This is a genomic window from Streptomyces sp. NBC_00691 (assembly GCF_036226665.1).
In the GTDB taxonomy this organism is placed as follows: Bacteria; Actinomycetota; Actinomycetes; order Streptomycetales; family Streptomycetaceae; genus Streptomyces.
Window position 1 is genome coordinate 1,938,812 of sequence record NZ_CP109007.1, and the last position, 18,689, is coordinate 1,957,500.

An 18,689-nucleotide genomic window follows, 5' to 3' on the forward strand; every position below is an offset into this window, starting at 1 on the left:
GCACGTGGCCGGGCGCATCGAGGATTACGCACTCATCGGAGACATGCAGACCGCTGCCCTGGTCTGTCGCGACGGCAGCGTCGACTGGCTGTGTCTCCCCCGATTCGACTCCCACGCGATCTTCGCCGGGCTGCTCGGCACCGAGGAACACGGATTCTGGCGGGTGGGCCCCGCCACGCCCGACGGCGCCGAGCCGGCCCCGGCCGACCGGCGCCGCTACCGGGGCGACTCGCTGATCCTGGAGTCCGAGTGGGACACACCGCGCGGCACGGTCCGGGTGACCGACTTCATGCCGCCGCGCGACGGCGCCCCGCAGCTGATCCGGATCGTGGAGGGCGTCTCCGGCCGGGTCCGGATGCGCTCCTCGCTGCGCATGCGGTTCAGCTACGGCCGGATCGTGCCGTGGGTCCACAAGGTCGGGGACCGTACGGTCGCCGTCGCCGGGCCGGACTCGGTGTGGCTGGACACCGAGGCCGAGACGCACGGCAAGGACCTCACGACGTACTCCGACTTCACCGTGAACCCCGGTGACCGGATCGCGTTCACGCTCTCCTGGCAGCCCTCCCACAAGGAGCCGCCGGCGCTTCCGGACCCCGAGGGCTCCCTGGACGCGACCGCCGACTTCTGGCGCGAATGGGTCGAGCACTGCACGTACCACGGCCCCTACCGTGAGGCCGTGATCCGCTCCCTGATCACCCTCAAGGCGCTGACGTACGCGCCGACCGGCGGGATCGTGGCCGCGCCGACCACCTCGCTGCCCGAGGAGATCGGCGGCGTCCGCAACTGGGACTACCGCTACACCTGGCTGCGCGACGCGGCGATCACCCTCTCGTCCATGCTGCGCACCGGCTACCGCGAGGAGGCCCGCGCCTGGCGGGACTGGCTGCTCCGCGCGGTCGCGGGCGACCCGGAGAACCTGCAGATCATGTACGGCATCGCCGGCGAGCGGGAGCTCGGCGAGGCGGAGCTCGACTGGCTCCCGGGGTACGAGAACTCCGGCCCGGTCCGGGTCGGCAACGGCGCCGCCAACCAGCTCCAGCTGGACGTCTACGGCGAGGTCACCGAGGCCCTCCACCTCGCGCACATGACGGGCCTGTCCCGCAACGACTACGCCTCGCTCCTCCAGATCAAGCTGATCAACTACCTGGAGAAGCACTGGGACCAGCCCGACGAGGGCATCTGGGAGGTCCGCGGCCCGCGCCGGCACTTCGTCCACTCCAAGGTGATGGCCTGGGTGGCCGTCGACCGCACGATCAAGCTCATCGAGTCCGGGGACGCCGACGGCCCGCTGGAGCGCTGGCACGCCCTGCGTGACGAGATCCACCGGGACGTCTGCGAGAAGGGCTACGACCCCGAGCGGAACACCTTCACGCAGTCGTACGGCTCCAAGGAGCTGGACGCCTCGCTGCTGCTCATCCCGCAGATGGGCTTCCTGCCGCCGGACGACAAGCGGGTCATCGGCACGATCGAGGCGATCCAGCGCGAGCTGTCCACGGAGGACGGCTTCGTGCTCCGCTACCCGACCTCCGGCGAGGAGGCCGGCGTCGACGGCCTGGAGGGCGACGAGGGCGCGTTCCTCGCCTGCTCGTTCTGGCTGGCCGACGACCTGGCGATGATCGGCCGGGTGGACGAGGCGCGGTCGCTCTTCGAGCGGCTGCTGGCGCTCCGCAACGACCTGGGGCTGCTCGCGGAGGAGTGGGACCCCCGGCTCCAGCGGCAGGTCGGCAACTTCCCGCAGGCCTTCAGCCACGTGCCCCTGATCGACACGGCCCTGCGCCTGACGGCGAGCGGGGCGTACGGCGGCTGAGCGGGCGGGCGCCGTCGGAGACCGCCCGCCCGGGCGGCTCCGGCACGCGCGGGACGGACCCCGGATCTACGATGAAGGGGTCCCGTCCCCCCGTACGAAAGGGGGGTTCCCATGGGCCCCCACATCTCCGAAAGCGCCCTGTCAGGGCTGGTCGAGGACCTTGCCGGAGGGGTGATCGTCCCCGGCGATCCGGGCTACGGCGAGGCCCGCACCCTCCACAACGGCATGATCGACCACCGTCCCTCGGTGATCGCGCAGTGCGAGAGCCAGGCGGACGTGTCCAACGCGATCCTCTTCGGCCGGGCCTGCGAGCTGCCCATCGCGGTGCGCGGCGGCGGCCACAGCGTCGCCGGGACCTCCGTCATCGACGGCTCGCTCGTGGTCGACCTGCGCCGGATGCACACGGTCGTCGTGGACCCGGAGAACATGACGGTACGGGTCGGGGGCGGGGCGACGATGGGGCAGATGGACCACGCCTGCCAGCCCTTCCACGTCGCGACCACCGGCGGGCGGGTCTCCACCACCGGGATCGGCGGCTTCACGCTGGGCGGCGGGTCCGGCTGGCTGGAGCGGAAATTCGGGCTCGCCAGCGACAACCTGCTGGCCGCCGATCTGATCACGGCCGAGGGGAAGCACGTCCACACGGACGCCGAGGAGCACCCGGACCTGTTCTGGGCGCTGCACGGCGGCGGCGGCAATTTCGGGGTGGCGACCTCGCTGACGCTGCGGCTGTACGAGCTGCCGCGGATGAGCGTCACGATGCTGTTCTTCCTGCCCGACAACGCGCCCGAGGTCGTCCGCACCTTCCGGGACGTCGCGGAGGCCGCCCCGGACGAGGTGGGCGGCGGGGCGATCTACCTGCCGGCACCGCCCGAGCCGTTCGTCCCGCCGGAGCTGGTCGGCAGGCTGGTCTGCGGGACGCTGCTCACGTACGCCGGTCCGGTGGAGGAGCTGCGGCAGCTCGCGGCGCCGCTGTTCGACCTGAAGCCCGTGATCGAGATCGTCACGGACATCCCGTACGCGGACCTGCAGTGCATGATCGACGATCCGCCCGGGCTGCGGAACTACTGGTCGGCCGAGTATCTGACGGGCCTCCCCGACGAGGCCGTGGACGTGTTCTGCGACCGTGCCGCGGGGATCCCGATGCCCGCGGCGACCCAGCACGTCCTGTTCATGCAGGGCGGCGCGGTGGCCGCCGGTGCCGGGCCCTACCCCCAGCCGTGGCGTGCCGCGCCCTGGGCCGTGCACCCCTTCGCGACCTGGGAGGACCCGGCGATGGACGAGGCCGAGATCCAGTGGGTGCGGGACGTGCGGGCCGACGTACGGCCGTGGGCGATCGACTCCGTGTACCTGAACTTCGTGGGCGCCGAGGGCGAGCAGCGCGTGGTCTCCTCGTTCGGCGAGGAGAACTACCGCAGGCTCGCCGCCGTGAAGGCCGCGTACGACCCCGACAACGTGTTCCGCTTCAACCAGAACATCGTCCCGGCCGGCTGAGACGGCCCGCCGAAGGGGTGACGCAGGCCACAATCGACACGAGGCCGCGCAAGTGCCGCCACGGGTCGACGAGTTGTCGCCCCCGTTGACGAACTGTCCGGTCCCGTGACCGTGGGGTGATGTCGCCCGGTCGCGGACGCGGGTAGCGTCCGGCCCCATGGACAATCAGGGCGGGATCACCGTGCAGCGGGCGCTCGAACTCCCGGGCCTGCGCGGCGGGCTCCCGGAGGTCGTCGCCGGCGCGGACCGGCTGCACCGCACGGTGCGCTGGGTGCACGCGGGCGAGGTGCCGAACATCGCGTCGCTGCTCAAGGGCGGTGAGCTGCTGCTGACCACGGGCCTCGGGCTCGGCACCCGGCCGGCCGAGCAGCGGGCCTTCGTGCGGAGGCTCGCCGACCGGGGCATCGCGGCGCTCGTGGTGGAGCTGGGGCCGCGCTTCGCCCGCCTCCCGGCGACGATAGTGGAGGCCGCGCGGGCCGCCGGTCTGCCCCTGGTGCAGCTGCACCGCGAGGTCCCCTTCGTGGCGGTGACGGAGGAGATCCACACCGAGATCGTCAACGGCCACTACGCCCTGCTGCGGCAGGCCGAGGAGGTCCACCGGCAGTGCACGGAGGCGCTGCTCGGCGGCGGAGGGATCCCCCAGGTCCTGCGGATCCTCTCGGACTTCGCGGCCAATCCCGTCTTCCTGGAGACCGCCGACGGACAGCTGCTGTACGCGGCGGGGACCGAGTCCGCGCCCGCCGACCCGCTCCAGGTCTGGGACGGGCTGCGCGGCGGCCGGGCGGCCCGCGAGTCGGGCCCGCCCACCGGCACGGTCCTGGTGGACGTGCCGGGCGGCGGCCCGGGTACGGCCTCGGTACGGGCCCGTCTCGTCCTGCTCTCGGTCTCCGGCGCCCTCTCCCCCGTCCACCGGATGGCGGCCGAGCGCGCGGCGGGTCTCCTCGCGGTCGTCCTCATGCAGGCGCGCCAGGAGGAGGAACTGGCGGCGCGCGGCCGGGGCGACTTCCTGACGGACCTGGCGGAGGGCCGGATCACGGCCGAGGACGCGCCGGCGCAGGCGCGGGTCCTCGGCTTCAAGCCGGGCGACGGCCCGCTCCTGCCGGTGGTGATGCGGCTGGCCTCGGAGCTCTCCCCCTCGGGCAACTGGGCCCTGCTGGCCCGCGCGGTCCTGGAGGAGCTGGCCTCCGTCGGCGTGCCGGTCCTCCTGGGCGTCCGCCCGGTCGAGGGCCGGGTGCCGCTCCTGCTCGGCCTGCGCTCGGAGTCGGAGCGTACGGCGGTCGCCGACCGGGTCGCTGCGGCCCTGCGCGCGGGTGTGGAGCGCGCCGGCCTCGAACGCGCCGGGGTGCATCCGCCGGTCGTCGTGGTGGGCGTCGCCGGGAGCTGGGCGGCGGCCTCGGCGGGGCTGCGGCACGCGGCCGAGACGGCGACGGCCGCCCAGGGACTCTCGGACCTGCCCTGGTACGACGCCCGGCGCCTCGACATCGACCTGCTGCTGTGGCGGCTGCACTTCCACGGGGACACGGTCCTCGCGGCCTTCGTGGACCGGGCGATCGGCCCCCTTCGGGACCACGACCGGACGTCCCGACCGCCGCTCCTGCCGACCCTGGAGACGTACCTGGCGCACGCGGGCCGCAAGGCGGAGACGGCCCGGGAGCTCCATCTCAACCGCCAGACGCTCTACAACCGCCTGGCCCGCATCTCCGAGCTGCTGGGCACAGACCTGGACGATCCCCAGACCGTCCTGGCCCTCTCCCTGGCCCTGAGGGCCCGCCGCCACACGCCGTAGCGGCCCGCGGGACGATGGTGGCGAGCCCCTCGGGGGGGCGGCGACCACTCCTCACGGGGGCGGCGACCACCCCACCCGGGCCCGGCGACCACCGCTCACGGGTGGAGCCCCGGCTACCGCCCCACCAGCTCGTCGTACACGCTCAACACGTGCGCCACCGTCTCGTCCTCCGTGGGCCAGGTCCCCGCCTGCACCCGCCCCGCCGCCGCGAGGTCCATCCGGCGTTCCACGTCGTCGAGCAGCCCGCGCACCGCCCCGGCGAGCGCATCGGCGTCCCCGTACGGCACCAGTTCCGCTGCGTCGCCGACGAGTTCCGGCACTCCGCCCACCGCCGTGGCGACCAACGGCACGCCGAGCCGCAGCGCCTCCTGCGCGAGCAGGGACCGCGCCTCCCACCGCGAGGGCAGCACCGCCACGTCGGCCGCCGCGAGCAGCTCGGCGACGTCCTCCCGCCGCCCGATCAGTCGCACGGGCAGCCCCTCGGTCACGATCCGCCGCTGGAGGGCGGCCCGTTCGCGCCCCTCGCCCGCGATGACGAGCAGCGGCTGCGGATCGAGCTCCCGCCAGGTGCGGGCCGCGTCGAGCAGTGTCCGGTAGCCGCGGCCCCGCTCCAGTGCACCGACGGCCATCAGCAACGGCCGGTCGACCGCGCCCAGTTCGGCCCGCGCCTTGCCGTCGTGGAGGCAGACGGGCCCCCGCGCGGGCGGCACGGTGACGGGAGCGAGCCGGGCGTCCCTGGCCCCGCGTCGGCGCGCCCGGTCGACGAGCTCGGACGAGGTGGCGAGGACGACGGTCGCGGCCCGCACGGTCCTTCGCTCCAGGAGCCGCAGCACCCCGCCCCGCGCCGCCCCGTGGGCCTGGTTCCGGCTGTCCCAGGTCGTGACGAGCGGAGTGTCGCCGCCCCCACCCCCGGACAGTGCCAGGGCGGCCCGTACGGACGCCTCCAGGCCGTGCGCGTGGACCACGTCGGCGCCGATGCAGGCGTTGCGGAGCGCGGCGACGGTCGCGGGGTCGCCGAGGCGCGGCAGCGGCACGAAGCGCGCGCCGGCACCCAGGTAGTCGTAGACGCGGTCGAGTTCGGGCGGGGCGCACACGGTCACCCGCACGCCCCTCGCCACCAGCCCCGAGGCGAGTGATCGGACGTGAGCGCTGCTGCCCGCGCTGCCGCCGCCCAGCACTTGGACCGTACGGAGCTGTGTCACGCGCCCAAGGATGCCAGCCCGTACCCCCGACCGTACGCACGTTCCGACACCGAAGTGGCGTCGTTCCCCTGTACGGAAGGCGTACGGCTCCGGCACCCCCGCCCCGGGTTCACCCACTCGAGTGAGCGCACGAGTCGAAGCGCACGCCCCCCGTGGCCGTCGACGCCTCCACGGGGCCCCGGCGCGCGCCCCGGTCCGGAGGGACGGCCGGCGCCGGCCGTCCCTCCGGACCGGTCGGCGTCAGCCGTCCGCCCGGGCCGTCGCGAGCAGCTCCTCCGCGTGGGCCCTTGCCGTCTCGGAGTCCTCCTGGCCGGCGAGCATCCGGGACAGCTCCCGTACGCGCTCCTCGCCCTCCAGGACCGTGACGCCGGACCGGGTCACGGATCCGTCGTTGGTCTTCTCGACGAGCAGCTGCCGGTCGGCGAAGGCCGCGACCTGCGGCAGGTGGGTGACGACCACGACCTGCGCGGTCTTGGCGAGCTTGGCGAGCCGGCGGCCGATCTCCACCGCCGCCTTGCCGCCGACCCCCGCGTCGACCTCGTCGAAGAGGTACGTCGGCACCGGGTCGACCCCGGCGAAGACGACCTCCACCGCGAGCATCACCCGGGACAGCTCACCGCCGGACGCGCCCTTGGCGATCGGCCGCGGCGGGGCCCCGGGGTGCGGGGCGAGCAGCAGCTCGACCTCGTCGGCACCGGACGGGCCGTAGGCGACCCGGCGGCCGCCGACCTCGACACCGTCGGGGTCCTCGGTCTGCCGGATGTCGAAGGACACACGCGCGTGGGGCATGGCGAGCGAGGCGAGCTCGGCGGTGACCGCACCGGCGAACCGCTCGGCGGCCTCCGTACGGGCGTCGGTGAGCCGCCGCGCGAGCAGCGACAGATCGTCGCGCAGCCGGTCGCGCTCGGCGGTGAGTTCCTCGATGCGGTCGTCGTCGCCGTCCAGCTCACCGAGCCGGCCGGCGCTCTCCTCCGCCCAGGCGAGGACGGCAGCGATGTCCTCGCCGTACTTCCGGGTCAGCTGCGTCAGCACCGCCCGTCGCTCCTCCACGGCGGCGAGCCGCAGCGGATCGGCGTCCAGGTTGTCCGCGTACCCGGCCAGCTCGGTGGCCACGTCGCCCAGGAGGATGGAGATCTCCCCCATCCGGTCGGCGAGCGCGGCGAGCGCCGGGTCGTGCGACCGCACGGCCTCCAGGGCCCGCCCCGCGCCCGCGACGAGGGTCGTGGCGTCGACGGACTCGGGATCCTCGGGAACACCCGCGAGCGCGGCGTGCGCGAGCGCGGCGGCGGAGGCGAGAGCCTCGGCGTGCCCGAGCCGTTCCGCCTCGGCGGCGAGTTCGGCGTCCTCCCCCGCACGCGGGGCGACCCCCTCGATCTCACCGAGCCCGAACCGCAGCAGATCGGCCTCCTGGGCCCGCTCACGCGCCCGCGTGGTGATCTCGTCCAGTTCGCCGGTGACGGCTCGCAGCCGCCGGTACGCCTCCGCGTAGGCGGCGAGCGGCCCGGAGACGGCCTCGCCCGCGTACCGGTCGAGCGCCCCGCGCTGCCGGGCAGGCTTGAGCAGGCCCTGCTGGTCGGTCTGACCGTGGACGGCGACGAGTTCGTCGGCGAGTTCGGCGAGCAGCCCGACGGGCACCGACCGCCCGCCGAGGTGGGCGCGTGAGCGTCCCTCGGCCGAGACGGTACGGCTGACGAGCAGCACCCCGTCCTCCAGCTCCGCCCCGGCCTCCTCGGCGCGTACGGCGGCGGACGCGCCCGCGGGCACGCTGATCCGCCCCTCGACGACGGCCGAGGCCGCGCCGATCCGCACCAGGGCAGGGTCGGCCCTGCCGCCGAGCAACAGGCCCAGGCTGGTCACCACCATGGTCTTGCCCGCACCGGTCTCACCGGTCACCGCGGTGAAGCCGGGCGACAGCTCGACCACCGCGTCGTCGATGACCCCGAGCGACCGTATCCGCATCTCCTCCAGCACGCCCCAGACCATACGAGGTTTCCCTGGTGCGATGCGACATCACCCCCGGGCGTAACTCTCCGGCGCGCCGATCGTTCGCTTCCGCCGGCGCCGACCGGCCGGGGGCACGGGTGGGCGAACGCCCGCCCGCCGAAGGGGCCGGACGGGGCCGCGACGGTCAGCGGGCGCCGCCCCGCCACCCGGACACGGGCAGGGCGAACTTCGCGACGAGCCGGTCCGTGAAGGAGGCGTGGTGGAGCCGGGCGAGCCGGACCGGCACGGCACCGCGCCGCACCTCGACCCGCGCCCCCGCCGGGAGTTCCACCGTCCGCCGCCCGTCGCACCACAGCACCCCGTGCGGGGTGTGCGGCTCGACCTCGACGGCCAGCACCGACTCGGGCGTGGTGATGAGCGGCTTGGCGAACAGGGCGTGGGCCCCGATCGGAACCATGAGCAGCGCCTCGACCTCGGGCCAGACGACCGGGCCGCCCGCCGAGAAGGCGTACGCCGTGGATCCGGTCGGTGTCGCGCAGATCACCCCGTCGCAGCCGAAACCGGTCACCGGGCGCCCGTCGATCGCGAGGACGACCTCCAGCATCCGCTCCGGGGACACCTTCTGCACGGCGGCCTCGTTGAGCGCCCAGTCGCGGTGCAGGACGTCGCCGTTCTCGTACACGACGACGTCCAGGGTCATCCGCTCCTCGACCTCGTACGCCTTCGTCACGACCCTGTCGACGACCTTGTCGAGGTCGTCCCGCTCGGCCTCCGCGAGGAAGCCGACGCGGCCGAGGTTGACGCCGAGCATCGGGACGCCGGAGGCGCGGGAGAACTCGGCGCCGCGCAGCAGCGTGCCGTCGCCGCCGAGGACGACGAGGAGTTCACAGCCGTCGAGGGCGTCGGAGCAGGCCTCCTTCACCTTCTCGACGGACGGCGGCAGCGGCAGGTCCGCCGCCTCGGCCTCCAGGACGCGGACGCCGATGCCGCAGCGCAGCAGTCCGAGGACGACGAGTTCGGCGCTGCGCACGGCGGCCGGCCTGCCGGTGTGTGCGAGCAGGAAGACGGTACGTGGTGCGGTCTCTGATGCTGCTGCCGTTGAGCTCAACGAGGTCCTTCCGCCACGGCGCGGTCGACATCCGCCGGATCCAGCGCGGGCGCGCCTGCCCGCAGCCACAGAAAGTACTCGACGTTGCCGGACGGGCCGGGCAGCGGGCTCGCGGTGACGCCGAGGACGCCGAGGCCGAGTTCGGCGGCGCGCCGGGCGACGTTCTTCACGGCGTCGGCGCGGAGTTCGGTGCTCCGGACGACTCCGCCGGTCCCGAGCCGCTCCTTGCCCACCTCGAACTGCGGCTTCACCATCAGGACGAGGTCGGCGTCGGGCGCCGTACAGGCCGCGAGGGCCGGCAGGACGAGGCCGAGCGGGATGAACGAGAGGTCGCCGACGACCAGGTCGACGGGCACGCCGTCGATCGCGTCGAGCGTCAACTCCCGTACGTTCGTCCGGTCCTTCACGGTGACCCGCTCGTCGCTCTGCAGCGACCAGGCGAGCTGCCCGTAGCCGACGTCGACGGCGACGACATGGGCGGCGCCGGCCCGCAGCAGCACGTCGGTGAAGCCGCCGGTGGACGCTCCGGCGTCCAGGGCGCGCCGGCCCTCGACCTTCAGCCCGAGCGGGACGAAGGCCTCGAAGGCCCCGGCGAGCTTGTGGCCGCCGCGCGAGACGTAGTCGGGATCGGAGTCGTCCTGGACGACGACGATGGCCGCGGCGGTCTCGACCTGGGTGGCGGGCTTGGTGGCGACGGTCTTGCCGACGGTCACCCGGCCCGCGGCGATCAGCTGGCTGGCGTGCTCGCGCGAGCGCGCGAGCTTGCGCCGGACCAGCTCGGCGTCGAGACGGCGGCGTGCCACTCCTGCCACGGTGGGTTCAGCTCCTGTTTTCGTACGGACGAGGGGCGGGGTGCGCGTCGAGCGAGGTCAGCTCGTCACGCAGTCCACGGTGTACATCCTCGTACACCTCCAGGTGTCCGTCCGCCGGGAGGTCGTCCACCTCGGCGAGACGCGCCAGGTGGGCGTCGACCCCGGGGTGCCCGGTGAGCTCCCGTACGACCTCCAGCGGCGCGGCCGCGGCGGGTTCGTGGGCGCCGCCTGCCGGGGCCGCCGTGTCCGAGGCCTCGGGGTCGCACGCCTCGTCCACGGGCCCGGGCCCGGCCATCGCGTCGTTCATGGTCCCGACGCTACCGCGAACCCCTGGGGTACGGTCGACGGCGATGGCGACGATCACGGAGTGCCGCGACGCACTCGACACACTCTCGGACAACCTCGCACGGGCGGACGGCGACGTACGCGGCGCGGCCGCGCTCGACCGCACCCTGAGCTGCCACGTCACCGACCTGGACACCACGTTCACGGGCCGTCTCACCGACGGCCGGATCGAGGTCGAGTCCACGGTGGCGGGTCCGCCGCCGGCGAAGGCGCAGATCCGGCTCGCGATGACCGGCGACGACCTGGTGGCGATGGTGGGCGGAGAGCTGAACTTCGCGAAGGCCTGGGCCTCCGGCCGGGTCAAGCTGGAGGCGGGCTTCCGCGACCTGCTGCGCCTCCGCTCCCTCCTCTAGGAGGCCCGCGACGAGCGGGCCCCACTCACGTGCCGAGGGCCGGCTGCGGCGACACGGCCGCAGCGGCGGGACGCGGGACACGTGCCTTCCGCCCGGCCGGCACGACCAGCGGCGTGCCCGTCTCGGGGTCCTCGATGACCTGGCAGCGCAGCCCGAAGACCCGCTCGACGAGCTCGGCGGTCACCACCTCGGCCGGCGGACCCTCGGCGACCACCTCGCCGTCGCGGACGGCGATGAGGTGGGTCGCGTAACGGGCGGCGTGGTTGAGGTCGTGCAGCACGGCGACGAGCGTCCGGCCCTGCGTCTCGTGCAGTTCGGCGCACAGGTCGAGGACGTCGATCTGGTGCTGGATGTCGAGATACGTCGTCGGCTCGTCGAGCAGCAGCAGCGGGGTCTGCTGGGCGAGCGCCATGGCGATCCAGACGCGCTGCCGCTGACCGCCGGAGAGCTCGTCGACGTACCGCTCGGCCAGCTCGGCGACGCCGGTCGCCTCCATCGACTCCCGGGTGATCCGCTCGTCCTCCGGCGACCACTGGCGCAGCAGCCCCTGGTGCGGATAGCGGCCCCGGGCCACGAGGTCGGCGACGGTGATGCCGTCGGGCGCCACGGAGGTCTGCGGCAGCAGCCCGAGGGTCTTGGCGACCTTCTTCGCGGGCATGGTCTGGATCGACTGGCCGTCGAGCAGCACGCGCCCCTGACTGGGCTTCAGCATCCGGGAGAGGGCACGGAGCAGGGTGGACTTGCCGCAGGCGTTGGGGCCGACGATGACGGTGAACGAGTTGTCGGGGATGTCGACGGACAGATCGCGGGCGATGACCCGCTGTTCGTACGCCAGGGTGACCGATTCCGCGCTCAGCCGCTGCTGCCCACCGTCCATGCCCGTACTCCTGTGCCCGCCGCCAAATAAAGTTAGGTTAGCCTACCCAATTTCACAGCCCAAGCGGCTGTCCCGGCCGGCCCCCACGTCACAGCCCGAGCCGCGCGAGCACCTTCCCCGCGTCCGGCACCCCACCGCCCACGGCGTCCGCCGCCGACCAGGCGGCCCCGCACAGGGCCCGCACGGCGTCCATCGGATCCGCCGCCCCCGCCGCCGTCCCCGCCGGCCCGTCGAGCACCAGCTCGCCCCCGCCCGACGCACTCACCGAAGCCCGCCAGCCCCCGCACACGAAGCTGCCGTCCTCCTCGGCCACGACCTCGGGCTGCCCCACGAGCAGCCCCCGCAGATCGGCCGCGACGTACGTCGGCCGGTGCTCCGGCACCGCCCGCAGCAGCTGCGCCGCGTCCGTCACCCCGGTGAAGACCAGCAGCGAGTCCACCCCGCCGTTGAACGCCCCCTCGATGTCCGTGTCCAGCCGGTCCCCGACCACCAGCGGCCGCCGCGCGCCCGTCCGCAGCACCGTCTCCCGGTGCATCGGCGGCAGCGGCTTCCCCGCGACCCTCGGCTCCACCCGGCCGCCCGTGGCGATCCGCACGACCTCGACCGCGGCACCGTTCCCCGGCCCGATCCCCCGCGCACCGGGAATCGTCAGGTCCGTGTTCGACGCGTACCAGGGCAGCCCCCGCGCCACCGCGTAGCTCGCCTCCGCGAACCTCCCCCACGGCATCTCGGGCCCGCCGTACCCCTGCACGACGGCCACCGGCTCGTCCTCCGCCGAGTCCACCGGCACCAGTCCCCGCTCGCGCAGCGCCACCCGCAGCCCTTCGCCGCCGATGACGAGCACCCGGGAGCCGGCCGGCACGTCGTCCGCGATCAGCCGGGCCACGGCCTGCGCCGAGGTGATCACGTCGCCCGGCTCGGCGGGCACCCCGAGCTCGGTAAGGTGCTCGGCCACCGCGTCCGGCGTCCGCAGCGCGTTGTTGGTGACGTACGCCAGGTGCATCCCGCCCGCCCGGGCGACCCCGAGCGCCTCCACGGCGTGCGGAACGGCCTCCCCGCCCGCGTACACGACCCCGTCCAGGTCCAGGAGCGCCGTGTCGTACGCCTCGCTCAGCGGCACCGCGCTGCCACCCGGCCGCAGCCTGCCCGCGCCCTGCTGTCCCTGGCCGTTCCGCACCGTCACCGCACACTCCTCGCCTCACCGGGTGGGTTCCCCACTCCCCCGATCATCGCTCATCCCACCGGCCACATACGATGACGAGATGAACACCTCAGGTCACGCGGCCGACGACGTCCGCGACGACGCAGCCGGGCTGCGCCTGGCGCCGTTCCGCGGGCTCCGATACGTCCCCGAGCGGGTCGGCAGCCTGGCCGCCGTGACGTCCCCGCCCTACGACGTGGTCGTACGACCTGACGGACTTCTCCATCTGGAGTCCGCGGACCCGCACAACATCGTCCGGCTGATCCTGCCCCAGGCGATCACCGCCGGCACCCGCCACCGCAAGGCCGCCGTCACCCTCGACCGCTGGCTCGCCGACGGCGTGCTCGCCCCGGACCCGGAGCCCGCGCTCTACGTGTACGAGCAGCACGGCGACGGCATCCTCCAGCGCGGCATCATCGGGGCCCTCGAACTCTCCACTCCCGCCGAGGGGATCGTCCTCCCGCACGAGGACGTCATGCCGCACGTCGTCGAGGACCGCGCCGCCCTCATGCGGACCACCGCGGCCAACCTGGAACCGCTGCTCCTCACGTACCGCGGCGAGGGCGACAGCGCGGGCGAGGTCGTCGAGCGCACGGTCCAGCGCCCCCCGCTGCTCGCCACGACGACGGAGGACGGCTTCCACCACCGACTCTGGGCGGTGACCGACCCGGCCGAGCAGGCCGCCGTCTCCGCCGGGCTCGCCCGCCACCAGGCCCTCATCGCCGACGGCCACCACCGCTGGGCCACCTATCTGCGCCTGCGCGAGGAGCACCCCTCCCCCGGACCCTGGAACTACGGCCTGGTCCTCCTCATCGACACCGCGCGCTACCCGCTCCGGGTCCGCGCGATCCACCGCCTCCTCAACCGCCTGCCGGTCGCCGACGCCCTCGCGGCCCTCGACGGCGCCTTCCGGGTACGCCGCGTCGACCGGCCCCTGCCGGAGGCCATGGAGGTCCTCGCCGGGGCCACGACCGAGGGCAACGCCTTCCTCCTTGCCGGAGACGGCGGCTTCCACCTCGTCGACCGCCCGGACCCGGCCCTCCTCGACCGCACGATCCGCACGGACCGCCCGGACGCCTGGCGGACCCTGGACGCCACCGTCCTGCACTCCACCCTTCTGGAGCACGTCTGGCACATCCCGGACGCCCCCGAGGACATCGCCTACATCCACGACACGAAGGCCGCGGTCGAGCAGGCGGAACGCCGCGGCGGTACGGCGGTCCTCATGCACCCGGTACGCGAGGATGTCGTCCGGGACCTGGCCCGCCAGGGCGTCACGATGCCCCGCAAGTCCACCTCCTTCGGGCCGAAGCCGGCGACGGGCCTGGTCCTGAGAAGCCTGGCGCTGGACTGAGCGGGCCCGGGAGACGTCCGGAGGAACGAAGAAGGGCGGCACCCGCAGGGGTGCCGCCCTTCTCATGTGCCGACCGCGTCAGCTCTTGTCGCCGACGCTGTCGTCGCTGCCGTCCTCGTCGAGGTCGTCGTCCTCGTCCTCGTCATCGTCGAGGTCGACGTCGACGACGTCACCGCGGTCCGACTCCTCGTCGTCCTCGTCCTCGTCGAACGCGTCGACGAACTCGACTCCGTCCATCTCCGCCAGCCGGTCCGAGGCGTCCGTGGCCCCGTCCTTGTCGGCCTCAAGGGCCTTGGCGAACCACTCCCGGGCCTCGCGCTCACGGCCGGCGGCGAGCAGCGCGTCGGCGTAGGCGTAGCGCAGACGCGCGGTCCACGGGTGAACGGCGCTGGAGGCGAGCTCGGGGCTCTGCAGCGTCACGATGGCCGCGTCGAGCTGACCCAGGTCACGGCGGGCGCCGGCGGCCACGAGCCGCATCTCGACCTGACCGGCCTTGTCCAGCTTCTGCACCTCGGGCTCACCGGCCATCGCCAGCGCGCGCTCGGGGCGGCTGAGCCCGCGCTCGCAGTCGGCCATGACGGGCCACAGTTCGACGCCACCGCTCATCCGGCGGGCGGCACGGAACTCGGCCAGCGCCTCGGAGTACTTCTGCGTCGCGTACGCGGCGAAGCCGGCGGCCTCGCGCACGGCGGCGACACGGGAGGCGAGCCGCAGGGCGACCCTGGAGTACTCGTAGGCCTTCTCCGGGTCCTCGTCGATCAGCTGGGCGACCATGACGAGGTTGCGCGAGACGTCCTCGGCGAGCCCCTTGGGCAGGCTCATGAGCTCCTGGCGCACATCCGGGTCGATCTCCTCACCGGTGACCTCCGGCGGGATCGGCAGACGCTTGATGGGCGCGCGGTCGCTGCGCTCGCGGTCGTCACGACGCCCGTAGCCACCCCGGTCGTCCCGCCCCCGGAACCCACCCCGGCTGTCGCCACCACGGTCGTCACGGCGGAAGCCGCCGCCGCCACGGTTGTCGCCACCGCGGTCGTCGCGACGGAACGAGGAGGGGCGCTCGCCACCACGGTCGTCCCGACGGAAACCGCCACCACGGTTGTCGCCACCGCGGTCGTCACGCGAGGGGTACGACGGCCGGTCGTCCCGACGGAACGACGACGGACGCTCATCACGCCGGTCGTCCCGACGGAAGCCACCACCGCGGTTGTCGCCACCACGGTCGTCACGGCGGAAGCCACCGCCGCCACCACGGTTGTCGCCACCGCGGTCGTCACGCGAGGGGTACGAGGGCCGGTCGTCGCGGCGGAACGAAGAGGGGCGCTCGCCGCCACGGTCGTCACGACGGAAGCCACCGCCGCCACCACGGTTGTCGCCGCCACGATCGTCACGCGAGGGGTACGACGGCCGGTCATCGCGACGGAAGCCGCCGCCACCACGGTTGTCGCCACCGCGGTCGTCACGACGGAAACCGCCGCCACCGCCACCACGGTTGTCGCCACCACGGTCATCGCGACGGAACGAGGAGGGGCGCTCGCCACCACGGTCGTCCCGACGGAAGCCGCCACCGCGGTTGTCGCCGCCACGGTCATCGCGACGGAAGCCACCGCCGCCACCACCACGGTTGTCGCCACCACGGTCGTCACGACGGAAACCGCCACCGCCACCACGGTTATCCCCGCCACGGTCATCGCGACGGAAGCCACCGCCGCCACCGCCACGGTTGTCCCCGCCACGGTCGTCACGACGGAAACCGCCACCGCCACCACGGTTATCCCCGCCACGGTCATCGCGACGGAAGCCACCGCCACCGCCACCACGGTTATCCCCGCCACGGTCGTCACGCGGGAAGGAGGGCCGGTCGTCACGGCGGAAAGACGACGGGCGGTCGTCACGCCTGTCGTCACGGCGGAAGCCGCCGCCACCACCACGGTTGTCCCCGCCACGGTCGTCACGACGGAAACCGCCGCCACCGCCACCACGGTTGTCGCCACCACGGTCGTCGCGACGGAAACCGCCGCCGCCGCGGTTGTCCCCGCCACGGTTGTCGTCCCGGCGGAAGCCACCCCCGCGGTTGTCGCCCCCGCGGTTGTCGCCACCGCGGTCATCGCGACGGAAACCGCCGCCGCCGCGGTTGTCCCCGCCACGGTTGTCGTCCCGGCGGAAGCCACCCCCGCGGTTGTCGCCGCCACGGTTGTCGCCGCCACGGTTGTCGCCACCGCGGTTGTCGTCACGGCGCGGGCCACGGAAGCCGCCCCGGTCACCGCCGGCGCCGGCACCGTCCCTGCGACGCGGCTCGCGCTCCGGACGGTCGTCGGGAGAGTTGGTGGACATCGACGTGACTCCTGTCTTCGGGTACTGCAGTCATTCTCGCGCAGCCGGCACTCGGCCGCGCATCGGAAAAAGTCAAGCAAAAAACAAAAGGACCCCTGGTCCCAGCGTGAACGCTGGGACCAGGGGTCCTGAAGAATTGTTCGGCGGCGTCCTACTCTCCCACAGGGTCCCCCCTGCAGTACCATCGGCGCTGAAAGGCTTAGCTTCCGGGTTCGGAATGTAACCGGGCGTTTCCCTAACGCTATGACCACCGAAACCCTATCGGTTTCGAGCGAACAAGCACACTCTGTAGTTGTGTTCTAGCTCTAGAAACCAGCAACCGTTCGTTGCTTCAGAACTAACACAGTGGACGCGAGCAACTGAGGACAAGCCCTCGGCCTATTAGTACCGGTCAGCTCCACCCATTACTGGGCTTCCACATCCGGCCTATCAACCCAGTCGTCTACTGGGAGCCTTACCCTCTCAAGGAGGTGGGAATACTCATCTCGAAGCAGGCTTCCCGCTTAGATGCTTTCAGCGGTTATCCCTCCCGAACGTAGCCAACCAGCCATGCCCTTGGCAGGACAACTGGCACACCAGAGGTTCGTCCGTCCCGGTCCTCTCGTACTAGGGACAGCCCTTCTCAATATTCCTGCGCGCGCAGCGGATAGGGACCGAACTGTCTCACGACGTTCTAAACCCAGCTCGCGTACCGCTTTAATGGGCGAACAGCCCAACCCTTGGGACCGACTCCAGCCCCAGGATGCGACGAGCCGACATCGAGGTGCCAAACCATCCCGTCGATATGGACTCTTGGGGAAGATCAGCCTGTTATCCCCGGGGTACCTTTTATCCGTTGAGCGACGGCGCTTCCACAAGCCACCGCCGGATCACTAGTCCCGACTTTCGTCCCTGCTCGACCCGTCGGTCTCACAGTCAAGCTCCCTTGTGCACTTACACTCAACACCTGATTGCCAACCAGGCTGAGGGAACCTTTGGGCGCCTCCGTTACCCTTTGGGAGGCAACCGCCCCAGTTAAACTACCCATCAGACACTGTCCCTGATCCGGATCACGGACCGAGGTTAGACATCCAGCACGACCAGAGTGGTATTTCAACGGCGACTCCACCATGACTGGCGTCACGGCTTCAAAGTCTCCCACCTATCCTACACAAGCCGAACCGAACACCAATATCAAACTGTAGTAAAGGTCCCGGGGTCTTTCCGTCCTGCTGCGCGAAACGAGCATCTTTACTCGTAGTGCAATTTCACCGGGCCTATGGTTGAGACAGTCGAGAAGTCGTTACGCCATTCGTGCAGGTCGGAACTTACCCGACAAGGAATTTCGCTACCTTAGGATGGTTATAGTTACCACCGCCGTTTACTGGCGCTTAAGTTCTCAGCTTCGCCCTGTCGAAACAGAGCTAACCGGTCCCCTTAACGTTCCAGCACCGGGCAGGCGTCAGTCCGTATACATCGCCTTACGGCTTCGCACGGACCTGTGTTTTTAGTAAACAGTCGCTTCTCGCTGGTCTCTGCGGCCACCCCCAGCTCACGGAGTAAATCCGATCACCAGACGTGGCCCCCTTCTCCCGAAGTTACGGGGGCATTTTGCCGAGTTCCTTAACCATAGTTCACCCGAACGCCTCGGTATTCTCTACCTGACCACCTGAGTCGGTTTAGGGTACGGGCCGCCATGAAACTCGCTAGAGGCTTTTCTCGACAGCATAGGATCATCCACTTCACCACAATCGGCTCGGCATCAGGTCTCAGGCTATGTGCTGTCCGGATTTACCTGGACAACGCCCTACACCCTTACCCCGGGACTACCACCGCCCGGGTTGGACTACCTTCCTGCGTCACCCCATCGCTTACCTACTACCACCTTGGGTCAGCGGCTCCACCACTTTCCTTTCCCCGAAGGGTCCGGAACGGCTTCACGGCCTTAGCATTAATGGGCTCGATATTGGGCGTTTCAAAGCGGGTACCGGAATATCAACCGGTTGTCCATCGACTACGCCTGTCGGCCTCGCCTTAGGTCCCGACTTACCCTGGGCAGATCAGCTTGACCCAGGAACCCTTAGTCAATCGGCGCA

The 18,689-nt window shown here is 72.0% G+C and carries 13 protein-coding genes, 2 rRNA genes and 1 pseudogene (1 of these 16 cut by a window edge); 5 read left to right on the plus strand and 11 right to left on the minus strand.

What is annotated here, in order from left to right; all coding sequences use genetic code 11:
• Positions 1-4: 4 nt before the first annotated feature.
• The 3 genes from OG392_RS08685 to OG392_RS08695 all read left to right on the plus strand — a co-directional run bounded on the left by OG392_RS08685 (position 5) and on the right by OG392_RS08695 (position 5,087).
• Positions 5-1,807 (plus strand): glycoside hydrolase family 15 protein, encoded by a 1,803-nt coding sequence (locus OG392_RS08685; protein ID WP_329277273.1) that lies wholly within the window; start codon positions 5-7, stop codon positions 1,805-1,807.
• A gap of 111 nt (positions 1,808-1,918) precedes the next feature.
• Positions 1,919-3,301 (plus strand): FAD-binding oxidoreductase, encoded by a 1,383-nt coding sequence (locus tag OG392_RS08690; protein ID WP_329277275.1) that lies wholly within the window; start codon positions 1,919-1,921, stop codon positions 3,299-3,301.
• 157 nt (positions 3,302-3,458) lie between these two features.
• A complete protein-coding gene (locus OG392_RS08695; protein ID WP_329277276.1) occupies positions 3,459-5,087 on the plus strand; it encodes a PucR family transcriptional regulator in 1,629 nt (542 codons plus the stop codon).
• 113 nt (positions 5,088-5,200) lie between these two features.
• Here OG392_RS08695 and OG392_RS08700 read toward each other — a convergent pair whose 3' ends face one another.
• The 5 genes from OG392_RS08700 to OG392_RS08720 form a co-directional block, all read right to left on the minus strand.
• Positions 5,201-6,289 carry a glycosyltransferase family 4 protein gene (locus OG392_RS08700; RefSeq protein ID WP_329277278.1) on the minus strand — a complete coding sequence of 363 codons (1,089 nt, stop codon included), beginning with the start codon at positions 6,287-6,289 and terminating at the stop codon, positions 5,201-5,203.
• Positions 6,290-6,529: 240 nt separating this feature from the next.
• Positions 6,530-8,272 (minus strand): DNA repair protein RecN, encoded by a 1,743-nt coding sequence (gene recN, locus OG392_RS08705; RefSeq protein ID WP_329277280.1) that lies wholly within the window; start codon positions 8,270-8,272, stop codon positions 6,530-6,532.
• Between the two features lie 145 nt (positions 8,273-8,417).
• Positions 8,418-9,341 (minus strand): NAD kinase, encoded by a 924-nt coding sequence (locus OG392_RS08710; protein ID WP_329277282.1) that lies wholly within the window; start codon positions 9,339-9,341, stop codon positions 8,418-8,420.
• Positions 9,338-10,153: a TlyA family RNA methyltransferase gene (locus OG392_RS08715; RefSeq protein ID WP_030315644.1), complete on the minus strand. Its 816-nt coding sequence runs from the start codon at positions 10,151-10,153 to the stop codon at positions 9,338-9,340. Before OG392_RS08715 ends, OG392_RS08710 begins: the two co-directional genes overlap by 4 nt.
• A 7-nt stretch (positions 10,154-10,160) precedes the next feature.
• Positions 10,161-10,460, minus strand: coding sequence for a hypothetical protein (locus tag OG392_RS08720; protein WP_329277285.1), 300 nt, complete (start codon positions 10,458-10,460; stop codon positions 10,161-10,163).
• Between the two features lie 43 nt (positions 10,461-10,503).
• On the opposite strand from OG392_RS08720, the gene OG392_RS08725 reads away from it, so the two are divergent.
• Complete coding sequence (locus OG392_RS08725; RefSeq protein ID WP_329277287.1) at positions 10,504-10,851, plus strand: SCP2 sterol-binding domain-containing protein; 348 nt, start codon at positions 10,504-10,506, stop codon at positions 10,849-10,851.
• A gap of 25 nt (positions 10,852-10,876) precedes the next feature.
• Here the strand turns inward: OG392_RS08725 and OG392_RS08730 are convergent, their stop codons facing one another.
• Positions 10,877-11,728: an ABC transporter ATP-binding protein gene (locus tag OG392_RS08730; RefSeq protein WP_329277289.1), complete on the minus strand. Its 852-nt coding sequence runs from the start codon at positions 11,726-11,728 to the stop codon at positions 10,877-10,879.
• A gap of 88 nt (positions 11,729-11,816) precedes the next feature.
• A complete protein-coding gene (locus OG392_RS08735) occupies positions 11,817-12,911 on the minus strand; it encodes an HAD hydrolase-like protein (protein WP_329277291.1) in 1,095 nt (364 codons plus the stop codon).
• 79 nt (positions 12,912-12,990) lie between these two features.
• On the opposite strand from OG392_RS08735, the gene OG392_RS08740 reads away from it, so the two are divergent.
• The gene (locus tag OG392_RS08740; RefSeq protein ID WP_329277293.1) at positions 12,991-14,283 is read left to right on the plus strand and encodes a DUF1015 domain-containing protein; all 1,293 of its coding nucleotides are present in this window, start codon (positions 12,991-12,993) and stop codon (positions 14,281-14,283) included.
• A gap of 78 nt (positions 14,284-14,361) precedes the next feature.
• Here the strand turns inward: OG392_RS08740 and OG392_RS08745 are convergent, their stop codons facing one another.
• The 4 genes and pseudogenes from OG392_RS08745 to OG392_RS08760 form a co-directional block, all read right to left on the minus strand.
• Positions 14,362-15,165, minus strand: coding sequence for a hypothetical protein (locus tag OG392_RS08745; protein WP_329287145.1), 804 nt, complete (start codon positions 15,163-15,165; stop codon positions 14,362-14,364).
• Positions 15,166-15,198: 33 nt separating this feature from the next.
• Positions 15,199-16,341 (minus strand): annotated as a pseudogene (locus OG392_RS08750) (hypothetical protein); the annotation flags it as partial.
• Between the two features lie 411 nt (positions 16,342-16,752).
• Positions 16,753-16,869, minus strand: a 5S ribosomal RNA gene (rrf, locus tag OG392_RS08755).
• Positions 16,870-16,975: 106 nt separating this feature from the next.
• Positions 16,976-18,689 (minus strand): 23S ribosomal RNA (locus tag OG392_RS08760) (it continues 1,408 nt past the right edge of the window).